Raw genomic sequence first — 12,631 nt, 5'->3', positions numbered from 1 at the left:
GAAGCCCCCTATCCCCGCCGCTCGCGGCAGGCCTTCCCCAGAGCGAACGGGCTGACCGCCCGCGCGGGCGCCAGCCGGTCGCCAATCAGCTTCGTCAAGGCGCCGCAGAGCAGAAGACCGCTGAGACAGCGAATCACAAGCGTCGCTATCAATACCCACGTCTCATAATAAATGTAGCCGAACATGAAAGCCGAGACGACGAACCAGAGCGGGACCGCCGCCAAGCCGATAAAGAGCATGGCCCCCCAGTCGTAGCGCCGGTAACGGAACAGATACAGCAACGGCTCGATGACGATGCCGTAGCATAGCGCGGCCGCAATCGCCGACCAGGCGCCGTAGGCGGTGCCGACCAGAATCTGCACGACGGCGCCGAGCGCATAGGTCAGCATCGCCGCGCCCGGCTTGCGAATAATGTAGGCGGCCAGCAGGCCGTAAATCATATATAACCCTACGATGGATGATGTCAGCATCGGTCCGCCCAACGAGTGCAGCAGCTTGTTCAACCAGGACAAGCCGCTCGTCAGCACCCCGTTCGCCGCGGCCAGCAGCGCCATGAGCACCCATTCGCTCAAGGTCAGCGAACGCCATATTCGCGTATTGGATGATGTCATCTGTGGTTATCTCTCCCTTATGTTCTCCCTTATGCGGAAGGATGGATGATACGGCATCCCTTTTCCTCTATACACGTTACAAGCCATGCGCTGGAAATGCAAGTAAAAAAGCGGAGCCCGCCTGCGCCCGGACCGTGATGCCCGTGGCCGGCAAGGCAAGGACTCCGGACGCTTAGCCGCACCACCAGGTGGCGGCGGCTCCGAGCGCCGAGGCCACGGCCAGTCCGATACCCGGCGCCGCGAACACGAGCCGGCGCCGATACGTGCGCGGGGCGGCGCCGAACCGCTTCGCCTCCATCGCCGTCGCGACGTCCTGCACCCGGCGGAGCGTATGGGCAGCCGCGCCGGCAAGGACGCGCTGCAGCCGTTCAAGCCGTTCCGCCGCGCTATGCGGCGGAACGAGGCGGCGCAGGCGCTCGGCGTGCCGGATGCGGGCCGTCTCGGCCAGCAAAATCGGCACGAAGCGCAGCGCGATTGCCGCCGCGTACGCGAAGCGGTCCGGCAGCCGCAAGTAGCGCGACATAGCGAGGACGACATCGCGCGGCGCCGTCGTCCCCGCATAGACGAGCGATGACAGGAACAACGTCATCGCCCTGAGCGTCAGCGCGGCTGACTGGAGGCCGGCTTCCCGCGTCAAGGTCAGCCCCCCCGCCGTTAGCCACGGCGTGTCGCCAGGCAGGACCAGCCACTGGAACAGCAGAAGCGGAAGGGCGAATCCGCCGATCCATAAGCTCACCAGCTTCCAGCGCTGTGCCGTCCACCCGCTTCCGGTCAGCGCGATCAGCAGGACAGCAAGGAACCAGCCGGCCTGCCACTCCACCTTCATGCTGATCATGACAGCCAGTCCGGTGCTAAGCAGCCAGACCCCCTTCGTCAAGGGGTCGATGCGGTGCAGCCAGCTCATGAGTCTTCCCCCCTTATCTTGCAAGCGCCCGCCGGGACAAGCTTCCCGCTTCCGAACCGCCATGGACGCATAAAATCGTACGGCGCAAACCAACTTAATACAGATCGGGAAGAGCTTGCGCTTTTCTTGCCGGTACACCGAAAAATTCAATTAGCATCATACCGCTTAACCTGAAGAAAGTAAAGACGGAGCAAGCGCGGCGAAGCCCGCTTCGAAGACGCCGCAGCGTACGGAAAGGAGGCCAGTGATGGCGGTGGAAGATATAGCGAAATCTCGGCGCAACATGGTTCTCATCGGTCTTATTATGGGGATGTTTTTCAGCTCGCTCGAACAGACCGTCGTAGGTACGGCCATGCCGACCATTATCAAGGAATTAAGCGGGTTTGCCATCTTCGCCTGGGTGACGACCGCGTACATGATCTGTTCGACCACCGTCATCCCGCTCTCCGGCAAGCTGGCGGATCTGTTCGGAAGCCGGTTTATTTATTTGACCGGATGGATCATTTTCGTCATCGGTTCATTTCTGTGCGCCACCGCGGTCAACATGGGGCAGTTGATTGGCTACCGCGCCATCCAGGGGATCGGGGGCGGGCTGCTTATGCCGATGTCCCAGACGATTATCGGGATGCTGTTCACCCCGGCCCAGCGGGCGAAGTGGCAGGGCGTGTTCGGGGCCATCTTCGGGCTGAGTTCCATCGTCGGCCCTTTTCTCGGGGGCTTGATCGTCGATCATATTAGCTGGCACTGGATTTTTCTCATCAACGTCCCCTTCGGCCTGGTCTCGACCGCGCTCATTTTCATCGGGATGAAATCGATGGGCAGCCCGCGCGGCAAGAACAAAAAGGTACACATCGACTGGCTCGGCATTTTCACGCTCATTCCGGGTATCGTGCTGCTGCTGTACGGCCTGTCGCTCGATCATGCGAAGTATGCCTGGACATCCTCTTACAGCCTGTTTATTTTCGGCGTGGCCCTGGCGTTGTTCCTCGTGTTCATTCCGATCGAGCACCGTGCGGCCGATCCGATTATCGACATGTCGCTATTTCGCAGCCGCGTCTTCAATGTCGCCGTCGGACTCGGCTTCCTGGTCGGACTCGGGATGTTCGGCGCCATCATGTTCGTGCCGATGTTCATGCAAGGCGTCCTCGGAGTAACGCCGACCCAGGCGGGCTCCACCATGACACCGATGATGATCGCGCTCATCATCGCCAGCGTGCTCGGCGGCCGGCTTGTGCTCAAGCTCCCCTACCGCACCGTGATGGCTACTGGAATGGTAATCAGCGCCCTGGGCTTCTCGCTCATGTCCACGATGGGTATCCGTACGTCTCCATTTACGGCCTACGGCTTCATGATGGTGCTCGGCTTCGGCATGGGTCTGGTCATGCCGCTTATTACCATCGTCGTCCAAAACGCGTTCCCCCGCGAGAAGCTGGGAACCGTCACCTCGGCGACGACCTTCTTTCGTTCCATCGGCAGCACCATCGGCACGACGCTGTTCAACGTCATTATGAACGCCGACATCGCAAGGAACATCACCGCGGCCATGCAGACTGCCGATCCGGTAACGAAGGCCGTCCTCGACAGGATCGGGACGGATTCGAACGCGCTCTATCAGCTTCTGATCAATCCGGCAATGCTGCCGCTTGAAGGGGAAGCCAAAGTCGCCGTGCTCGACACGCTGAAGGAAGCGTGGTCGGCTTCCTTTTCGTCCGTCTTCTTGACGGAACTCGGGTTCATCGTCGCCGGCATCGTTATTTCTTTGCTCATCGGCAACGGCCGCATCTCCCGCGACGACCCGGGCCGAAGACGCCATCCGGACCCCGCCCAGGAAGGGTCGGACCGGAATTCCGCCCAGCCCGCCTAAAGACAACAAGCTGCAAGCCATATCTCATTTTCTATAATATCCGTATCATTCACTATAAAGTGATTGAACTATACGATAACCCCGCCCTTCACACCCAACGTGACCGGCGTCATTGCTTGTCCCTGGCAATATCGGCATGATAAGAGAGGCTTTTTCAAGTCTCAAGCACGCAAAAGGATGGGGAACGTACGATGTCAGACCAAGCAGAACAGCAGTCTTCAAATGTAACAACGCAACTTGGATCCCGGCAAACGGAGGAGCAACGGTCCGCTGCCGCACAGGGGTGTTGGCGTCCTTCCCGCTTCAACGCCCAGGCGCAGGTGGATGACGGCGGCCTTGTTCTCTATAACAGCTACACGGGAGCAATCGCCTCCTTCTCGGCAGAAGAACGAACGGAAGTCCTGTCATGGCTGCGACCGGGCCGAGCGGATCAAGAGCCGGATCATCCATTATATAAGGAACTGCGGGAACATGGCTTCCTCGTTCCGGCCGATACGGATGAGCTGCGGCGGGCGCAATTTCTGCATCAGACCATGCACCGGCTCGATGCCATGCATCTCGTGCTGCTCGTGACTGAAGCATGCAATTTCCGGTGCCAATATTGCTATGAATCCTTCCCTCGCGGGAATATGCGCGATGAAGTCATGGAAGGACTGGCCGCTTATATCGCCCAGCGGGCCAAGACGCTGAATGCCTTGACCATCAGTTGGCATGGCGGGGAGCCGCTGCTGGCGCCGCATGTCATTGAGCGGCTGTCCGGCGCATTCATCGAAGCGTGCAGCCGGAATGACGCAGCCTACAACGCGGAAATCTCAACGAACGGCTATTACTTGACGCGCGAGCGGTTCGAGCAGCTTCTGGATTGGCATGTCGATCGCTATATGATTACGCTGGATGGCCCTGCAGACGTGCATAACGCCCGGCGCGGATTAGCCGGAGGCGGAGCGACCTATGAACGCATCATCTCGAACCTGCTCTCGCTCAAGCAGGTGGAGCGTCCATTCGAGATCAATATTCGGGTCAACTTCGACAACAGCAATCTGGAAGCCGTCCACTCCTTTATACCGGCATTGCATGACATGTTCGGCGATGACGAGCGGTTTGCGGTTTATTTTCGTCCGGTTGGCTGTATGGGCGGGGAAAATGATCTTACGCTCCCGGTATGCGACGCTCGCACCAAGGATAAGGAAATATGGGCGCTGAACGAGGAAGCCATTAACGAAGGGCTTAACGTCAGTTCCTTCCTCCATGATATTTTGCTGCCGACGGGAGCGATCTGTTACGCCGCCAAGCCGAATTCCATGATTGTCGGCTCGGATGGCCGCCTCTATAAATGCTCGGTCGCGCTGGAGCAGGAGAACAATCAATTGGGACGCATTCATCCAGACGGCACGCTCGACCTCGATATGGACAAGCTGGCGCTCTGGACGACGTCCGGAGAAGATACCGATGCGAACTGCCAAGCCTGCTTCTTCCGTCCGGCCTGCCAAGGGAACCATTGCCCGCTGTACCGGATGCGAACAGGGAACCGCCCTTGTTCCTATGAGAAGCGCCAGATCAAGAAAGTCCTGCGCACCATATGGCTTCAATGCCGGAATCATGAGCCCGCCGCCCGCTGAACGTGCGCGAGAGGGGCTACCCGTCCGTTAATACGGCTGCAACATGCCGGCATCATTCTGCAAAGGAGGTGGCCTCAATGAAAATTATTCGTCCCGCAGCTCAGCCTGCATCCGTCAAAACCGGACGCTTATCCAAATCGGTTCCGGGCAACCTGAGCTAATCTGAACATCTATTCAAGAGCCCTGATACATACGATGGCTCACCAAAAAAAGGCGCCTCTCCAAAGGAGAAGCGCCTTTCAACTCATTATATTCTTTATACCGGCACCGGATTATTGCTTGCGCATATACGTCCGGTACCAGAGGCCGAACACATACAACACCCAGATTTTGCGGGAGTAATCGCCCTGGCCGTTGCGGTGGCGGCTGAACATCTCTTCCACCGCGCTCAGGTTGACGAGCGGATCGATGCCGCTTGCGGCCAGTTCCTCCCACATGATGCCGGCCCGCTCTGTGCGCAGCCAATCGCGCATCGGAACAGGGAAGCCGAGCTTCGGCCGGTGGAGCACCGAATCCGGAATAATGCCCTCCATCGCTTTGCGCAGCGCGTACTTCGTCGTCTTCTCGGCAATCCGGCAGGAAGCAGGGATCGTACGGGCCACGTCGAACACTTTGCGATCCAGGAACGGGACGCGCAGCTCCAGCGAATGCGCCATCGTCAGCTTGTCCGCCTTCATCAGAATGTCGCCCGGCATCCACAGATTCATATCGATATATTGCATCCGCGATACCGGATCGAGATGGCGGGTGCGTTCATAATAACGGCGCGCGATATCGAACGGCTTCTGATAGGCCGCTATCTCTTCCGCGCCGACGCGCAGCAGCTCCGCCTTCGCATCGTCGGTCATAATATTGGCATTGCCCAGGAAGCGCTCCTCCAGCGGAGTCGTCCCCCGCAATAAGTAGTTTTTCCCGTAGAAAGTGAACGGGATGGCGCGCACCATCTTGTTCACCATGCGCTGCATTCCTTCCGGCATCCAGGACAGATAGCGCAGCGAATGCGGCTCGCGGTAGATGCGATAGCCGCCGAACAGCTCGTCCGCGCCTTCTCCGGACAGCACAACCGTTACATGCTCCTTCGCCAGCCGCGCGACCTCGTACAGCGCGATCGCGGACGGATCGGCCACAGGCTCGTCCAGATGCCAGATCGCGCGCGGCACTGCATCGAAATACATCTCCTGCGTAATGATCCGATCATAGTGCTCGGTATCGATCTGCCGGGCCGTATCGCGGGCGATAATCGTCTCATTGTTCGCCCCCTCGAAGCCGACGCTGAACGTCTTGATCGGCTCGATGGAACGCATGAGCGTGGACGTAATCGTCGAGTCGATGCCGCTCGACAGGAAGCATCCGCGTTCGACCTCACTGTGCAGATGATGCTCTACCGAATCGCGCATGACGTGGCGAATCTCGTCGATAACCTGCGTAAGCGGGCGATCGACCGGTTCGAACATCGGGTCCCAATATTTCTCGATAACCGGCTGCCCGCCCAGCGGAATCGTCATCGAATGAGCCGGCGGCAGCTTGTAGATGCCGGCGTACATCGTCTCCGGATCGGGGACGTATTGGAAGGTCAAATAGTTGTAAAAGCCATTCATATTGACCTGACGGGCCACGCCCGGAACGGCCAAAATGCTCTTGATCTCCGAGCCGAAGGCGAGCATCTCGTCGTTCATGTAATAGTACAGCGGCTTGATGCCGAAATGATCGCGGGCCAGGAACAGCTCCTGCTTGTTCCGATCCCAGATCGCGAAGCCGAACATCCCCCGGAGATGGTTCACGCACTTGGTTCCGTATTCTTCATACAGGTGCAGGATACATTCCGTATCTGTATTGGTTTTGAACTGATGGCCGCGGCTGAGCAGATCCTCACGCAGCTCCAAATAGTTATAAATCTCGCCATTAAAAATAATCCATACCGAATCATCCTCGTTGCTCAGCGGCTGCGCTCCCTCGGCAACGTCAATGATGGACAGGCGGCGGAAGCCCAAGCCGACCCGGTCGCCGATCCACAGCTTCGCATCGTCCGGTCCCCGGTGATGGATCAAATCCATCATGCTGCGAATGAGATGTTCGGATGGTTGTTGATCATGAAAATGATAGATTCCGGCAATGCCACACATCGGTTCCAAATCCTTTCGATCATTGCATACGTATATGCATGAAGTATGTCAACATAAAGTTGGCGCTAGTCGGCACTTGCCGCAATCGCGGCATAGCTAGCTGGATATCGTATACAGGCCTTGACATTTTTAGACCCGTACTGATTCATTATATACGTTTTTGACGAAATGCGACACAGGCCTCGCGCCAATTCGCCACAATCTCCGGATTCGACGCGAAATGCAGATGCGTATACCCTGCAACGAGCGGAAGCCCGGCCGGATGAACCGCTCCTTCCGGTTTCTCTCCGGCCCTTCCCCGGGACAGATAGGCCGGAGGGTAAGCTTGCTTCGGCCCCGCCTTGGGCTCCTCGATCGTCGAATAATGGAACTCATGTCCTCTCGCCGTGCCGCCCCGAAGCAGGAAGTTGCCGTCCGTGCCGCTCACCTCCCGATAGCCCAGCGCGGCCAGCTTCGTGCCCATCCGCGTCTCGCCCGGAAGCAGACCGGCCAGCGGGCAGACTTCGCCGTCGACGGTGACGAGCCGATCCATCAGCAGCATGTACCCGCCGCATTCGGCGAATGTCGGCATGCCCGCCTCCACGGCTTCCCGGATCGAACCGAGCGTCCGGCCGCATCGCGCCAACTGCTCGGCAAACGCCTCCGGGAACCCTCCACCGATATAGAGCCCGTCGGCATCCTCCGGCACCGGCTCGTCCAGGAGCGGCGAGAAGCGCACCAGTTCGAAGCCTGCCTCTTCGAGCATCTCAAGATTATCCGCGTAATAGAAATGAAACGCGGCATCATAAGCGAGCGCCAGCCGCAGCCGCCGCTCCGCCCCGGCGATCGGCGCCTCCGTTCCGGCACCTCCCGCCGCAGCCGCTTCCTTCGCGGACAGGGGAGCCGCGTCCGGCGGCTCCATGGTCTCGCCGCCTTTGGCCGTCTCTTCCCGTTCCGCTGCACCGACCGCCGCGATGCGCAGCAGCGCCTCCATATCCGTATGCGCCTCGACGGCGTCGGCCATCCGGTCGAACAGCGTCTCCAGCCCGCCTCGCTCCACGGCCGGGACGAGACCGAGATGCCGCTCCGGCACCTGCAACCCGTCTTCCCGCAGCACGTAGCCTACCAACGGCACGCCGCATACCTGCTCTACCGCTTCGCGGATCAGCTTGCCATGGCCCTCGCTGCCAACCCGGTTCGCGATGACGCCTGCCAGGCGCACCTCGGGATCAAGCTGCTGGAAGCCGAGCACGATCGCCGCGGCGCTTCGTCCCATGCCTGACGCATCAATGACGAGCAGCACCGGGCAGTCGAGATGCTTCGCAATCGAAGCCGCGCTCCCCTCCTCGCTGTCGGCGCGCCGCCCGTCGTACATCCCCATCACGCCTTCGATGAGCGCGATATCCGCCGCCGCCGAATGGCGGAAGAAGGTCGACCTCATCGCTTCCGCCCCGCACATCCATTCGTCCAGATTGCGAGAGCTTACTCCGCATACGGCCGTATGATAAGTAGGATCGATATAATCCGGCCCGCATTTGAACGGTTGGACCTTCCAGCCTCGACGGGTAAGCGCCCGCATTAGTCCAAGGGTGACCGTCGTCTTTCCGGTCCCGCTTCCGGTTCCGGCGATAAGCAGTCGGCGCGGCCCCTTTTTCGGATTACGATCGATAAATGTCGAATGATTTGAATGAAGTTCGGACATGGTGTCTTATCCTTTCGCATCTCTTTTTCCCCATTGTACAGAACCTCTACCGCGAACGCCAATCATGAACGGCTAGGCGAAATGGCAGCATCCTTGCCCGGGGATGTGTAAATTGCTACTTCCCTGCACAACCTAGGAACATCGTATCGACAATAACTGACAAGGGGAACTCGCGGATATGATCTACATCCTCCTGGCCTGCACGCTCATCATTATCTTGGTTCTAATCGCATGGATTGTTCCGCGATATGCCGTCTACCAGATGACCCGCAGAAAACCGGCCACCTACGATAATTGCTTCGAGCTGTTGGAGCAGTATCGCGTCTTCAGCAAAAAGGAATTCGACGATTGCGACAAAGAAGAAATTTTTATTCGCAGCCACGACGGATTGAAGCTTCACGGCACTTACATTGAAAAGCATCCCTATTCCGATCGAATCGTCATGATCGTACATGGATACACATCCGCCCTTCCGTGGTCGGCCCAATTCATGAACATGTTCTTCCAGCTCGGGTACAATGCCCTTCTGATCGATCAGCGGCGGCACGGACAGAGCGAAGGGATCCGCACGACCTTCGGATTGAAGGAAAAGCGCGACATTGAAGCCTGGGTAGACTGGATTATCGCGAATAAAGGAAAGGACTGCACCATCGGGCTGCATGGACAGTCATTTGGCGGGGGCACCGTGCTGGAGTACGCAGCCAATCCTCATCCGCACGTGAAATTCATCGTGGCCGACTGTCCCTATTCCGATCTGACAGAGCTCATACGCCATCAGGTCACCGTCCTGAATCGCCTTCCGGCCTGGCCCTTCATGAAGCTGATCGACATCCTGCTGGAAAGCAAAGCCGGCTTCCGTTTGGGAGATGTCAGCCCGATCAAGGTCATGCGGACCTGCAAGCTTCCAATCCTGTTCATCCACGGAGCAGCGGATATATTTGTCCCTACCCAGATGAGCATCGATATGTACGAGGCTAAGCCCGAGCCCAAGGAACTGCTGCTGATAGACGAAGCTACCCATGGGGTTGCCTATTGCTACGACAAAGAACGGTATGCCGACAAGGTGACCCAGTTCGTCATCCAACATACCGGCCTCCCAACCGCCCGCGAAATGGAGGAGATCGATCCGAGCAAGCATCAAGACGCCGCCTCGGATCAGCAGCCGTATCCCGCCTACCAGGCGCATCATGAATCCCATGCTTCCATGCAACGCGCTACATGATGAAGCACAGTCAAGCAAGCCGGGGAGTGCATGCCCGACATGCACTCGTCCCCGGAACCGGAAGCCTCGGGGACGTTCCTCCGTTCTCGCCTTGTCTCAATGACGGAGACATGCTCACCCCATCTACCCGTACAGAAAAGGCCCCTTATCCAAGTAACTCGACCCGGACCTGCGCCTTAACCAGGCTATTTGTTCCTGAACTGCCATCAGATTGCCCATAAGCACCTTCTCTCCGTCTACCTCCCTATCAACGATTACGGCTCCACAGATCTCCCCTCTCAAGTCCTTGTGGTCAATATCCCATTAACTCATAACTTGGGCCAAGGCGGTACATCAACAAGGCACCCCCATGGCCATTTTGTTCTTGCAAAACTGCTCAACTATCGCCGGCATACGTCCTTTACAACATATGATCGAAGACCCGTTTTCACGAAAAAACGGCGAATAAGAATAAGCTGCATCTGCATTTTACCGAAAAGGTCATTTCTGAGCCATTGGGAGATTGCTTATAAGGGGCAAACACCCGCTTCTCTTTCTGAGCCGGGGGAAGATTATGCATAAGGCCACTCGCACCATGTTCCCCTTTTTGAACCATAGGGATAATGTCCATAAGTTTCGAACGCCCCGACTTCTTTTCTGACCCGAGGGGAGATTGACCATAAGCATCGCACGCCCCTACTCTTTTCGCCGCTCCTCCTCCAAAATTAAAAGCGGCATCCGCAAGTTCGGGTGCCGCTGCATATTCAATCTGTTACGCCTGAGCCGGGGCTGATGCAAGCTGGAACAGCAGGCTGTCGTAATCTTCGGCCTTGAGGCTGTAGATGGCTTCGGGAGAAGCTCCGCGCTCCGGATCGCATTCCTGTATGTCTCCATAACGGAAGACGCAATCGAGGGCGGCCTGCACCTGGGCGGATTTGCCCCCTGCCTTCATGATCTGCATCAGTTCATAGTCGCGGATGCCGCGCTGCAGCCATTTGTAACGCAGGGACAACAGCGGCTTGCCGAGCGGGCCCGGGTAGACGAAGTTCGTATCTCCGGCCTTCCATATTTCAGAGCGGTAAGCGATCCGCTCCAGCGGCTTATCGGGCCATACGGTGTAGTTCCAGCGCAAGAAGCCGTCCGTCCCGAGACGCTCCGCGAACCAGGCGATGAGCCGGCTCTCGAGCGGCGGAGAAGACAGAAACGTATTCGGACGGGCCGGGCTGCAGCAGACGTAATAGAGCAGCTTGCCCTCGATCGACGAACGCTGATCCATCAGCCGTTCATGCTCCTTCACGACACAATTGAACAAGGGCACATAATCGGATACGCCCTCCAAGCCTTTTTCCACAAATTCCACATGGTTGATCGCGACCTTGTAACGGAAGGAAGGAGCCGCGCTGCGCAGCCATGTGAGGCGGCGATGGAACAGATCATACTCAGCCGGCTCGTCTGCCAAAATGCGGACGCGCTCGATCCGGCCGGCCGCCACAAAATGCTGCTCCAACGCCTGAACATACGCCTTCAAGTCCTGCTCTTCCCGTATAAAGCGGTATGTTCCGCTCGCTTCGTCGTAGTATCGGACCCGCACTCCGTCTGGAGCCCCCTCGACAATGGCGCCATATCCCGATTCGGCTTCCTGCCAAATGTTCAACAGCCCGAAGACCTCAATCTCCTCGCGAATGCCATGCTTCTCTCCGAGCGCAATGTACCGGTCCAGCGCGGAAAAATCATAATGGAAGACGCCGTCCGCGCTTCTGCTGACGCCGACGATGCTGTACTCGAACAGATCGGACGGCTCGCGGTCGTTATGCGAGAACTGTCCGGACCACGGAATCTCGGATACAATGACGGTCAATGCCTTCTGCCCCAGCCCGGCCATGCTCTCCAGGTACGCATCCAGCACGGAGAAATGCTCTTCCGTCCAGTAACCGGTATGGTATTTGCGCGCAATATTGGAGCTATGCTGCCACAAATCGAGATAAAACCGGTAATCGCGCGGCTCGGGCAGCGTCTCCGGCAAGACGGTCCATCGGAAGCCGCATTCTCCTGCCAGTTGTTCGTCCTCGAACAACGTATGCGTGCAGATGCGCACCTTGCCTTCGTACGTTCCCGGTTTCATTTTCTCGTCCGCATGCCATTCCACCCATACCGGCTGCACCTGCCGGGCATGCACATGAATATGGGCATCCTCCAGCAGCAGATCGGCCTTCGGCGTGCCGTCGTCATCCTCGATGAAGCCGACAAGCTTGATCTCCGGCCGAACGTGAACGCCCTCGGCCAACACTTCGATTCGGGCGATGCGAAGCGCGCCTCCCTTCCAGAACAGCGCATCCGGCCGCGCCGTCAGCAGGAAAGGCTGTTCGTCCGCCACAAGCACCTGGAACGCGGCGCTGTCCCGCCGGCCACTGGCTATCTCATACGGGGCATTGCCGTCCGCCGCGTGCTGGGTGTAATGGGCCCATCCCTTCCATGTGCGCGTTTCCTTATGGAACATATTTTTCAAGCCAATATACATCGAGCTCTCACTCCTCTGCCGCTCGCATGGTTCACGGCGCTGGCGAACCGCTGCTGCTTGAACTTGAATTGCAGGTGAACAACAAAGCTAGTCCCTTCCTAGCGATTTTA

The 12,631-nt window shown here is 58.2% G+C and carries 8 protein-coding genes; 3 read left to right on the top strand and 5 right to left on the bottom strand.

Annotated elements, in window-relative coordinates; translation table 11 throughout:
* Positions 1-8 precede the first annotated feature (8 nt).
* Positions 9-611 (bottom strand): ECF transporter S component, encoded by a 603-nt coding sequence (locus OCY70_RS11035; RefSeq protein ID WP_261944849.1) that lies wholly within the window; start codon positions 609-611, stop codon positions 9-11.
* Positions 612-783: 172 nt separating this feature from the next.
* Positions 784-1,578 carry an energy-coupling factor transporter transmembrane component T family protein gene (locus OCY70_RS11030; RefSeq protein ID WP_261944848.1) on the bottom strand — a complete coding sequence of 265 codons (795 nt, stop codon included), beginning with the start codon at positions 1,576-1,578 and terminating at the stop codon, positions 784-786.
* Between the two features lie 184 nt (positions 1,579-1,762).
* On the opposite strand from OCY70_RS11030, the gene OCY70_RS11025 reads away from it, so the two are divergent.
* A complete protein-coding gene (locus tag OCY70_RS11025) occupies positions 1,763-3,379 on the top strand; it encodes an MDR family MFS transporter (protein WP_213427403.1) in 1,617 nt (538 codons plus the stop codon).
* A 191-nt stretch (positions 3,380-3,570) separates the two neighbouring features.
* The gene (locus OCY70_RS11020) at positions 3,571-4,998 is read left to right on the top strand and encodes a radical SAM/SPASM domain-containing protein (protein ID WP_213427404.1); all 1,428 of its coding nucleotides are present in this window, start codon (positions 3,571-3,573) and stop codon (positions 4,996-4,998) included.
* A 272-nt stretch (positions 4,999-5,270) separates the two neighbouring features.
* Here the strand turns inward: OCY70_RS11020 and asnB are convergent, their stop codons facing one another.
* Positions 5,271-7,121 (bottom strand): asparagine synthase (glutamine-hydrolyzing), encoded by a 1,851-nt coding sequence (asnB, locus tag OCY70_RS11015; protein WP_213427405.1) that lies wholly within the window; start codon positions 7,119-7,121, stop codon positions 5,271-5,273.
* A gap of 148 nt (positions 7,122-7,269) precedes the next feature.
* On the bottom strand, positions 7,270-8,802 hold the full coding sequence (locus tag OCY70_RS11010) for a cobyrinate a,c-diamide synthase (RefSeq protein WP_213427406.1): 1,533 nt from the start codon (positions 8,800-8,802) through the stop codon (positions 7,270-7,272).
* Between the two features lie 178 nt (positions 8,803-8,980).
* On the opposite strand from OCY70_RS11010, the gene OCY70_RS11005 reads away from it, so the two are divergent.
* A complete protein-coding gene (locus OCY70_RS11005) occupies positions 8,981-10,024 on the top strand; it encodes an alpha/beta hydrolase (protein WP_213427407.1) in 1,044 nt (347 codons plus the stop codon).
* Between the two features lie 751 nt (positions 10,025-10,775).
* Here the strand turns inward: OCY70_RS11005 and OCY70_RS11000 are convergent.
* A complete protein-coding gene (locus tag OCY70_RS11000; protein WP_213427408.1) occupies positions 10,776-12,521 on the bottom strand; it encodes a DUF4091 domain-containing protein in 1,746 nt (581 codons plus the stop codon).
* Between the last annotated feature and the right edge of the window lie 110 nt (positions 12,522-12,631).

This window comes from Paenibacillus melissococcoides (assembly GCA_944800085.1).
In the GTDB taxonomy this organism is placed as follows: Bacteria; Bacillota; Bacilli; order Paenibacillales; family Paenibacillaceae; genus Paenibacillus_B; species Paenibacillus_B melissococcoides.
The sequence above is the reverse complement of the archived record's forward strand: the minus strand, read 5'-3'. Positions and strand labels throughout refer to the sequence as shown.

Bases quoted from the DNA above. Each gene is read 5' to 3' on its own strand.
- OCY70_RS11035 (WP_261944849.1), bottom strand. From the start codon at position 611: ATGACATCATCCAATACGCGAATATGGCGTTCGCTGACCTTGAGCGAA.
- OCY70_RS11030 (WP_261944848.1), bottom strand. From the start codon at position 1,578: ATGGCGGTTCGGAAGCGGGAAGCTTGTCCCGGCGGGCGCTTGCAAGAT.
- OCY70_RS11025 (WP_213427403.1), top strand. From the start codon at position 1,763: ATGGCGGTGGAAGATATAGCGAAATCTCGGCGCAACATGGTTCTCATC.
- OCY70_RS11020 (WP_213427404.1), top strand. From the start codon at position 3,571: ATGTCAGACCAAGCAGAACAGCAGTCTTCAAATGTAACAACGCAACTT.
- asnB (WP_213427405.1), bottom strand. From the start codon at position 7,121: ATGTGTGGCATTGCCGGAATCTATCATTTTCATGATCAACAACCATCC.
- OCY70_RS11010 (WP_213427406.1), bottom strand. From the start codon at position 8,802: ATGTCCGAACTTCATTCAAATCATTCGACATTTATCGATCGTAATCCG.
- OCY70_RS11005 (WP_213427407.1), top strand. From the start codon at position 8,981: ATGATCTACATCCTCCTGGCCTGCACGCTCATCATTATCTTGGTTCTA.
- OCY70_RS11000 (WP_213427408.1), bottom strand. From the start codon at position 12,521: ATGTATATTGGCTTGAAAAATATGTTCCATAAGGAAACGCGCACATGG.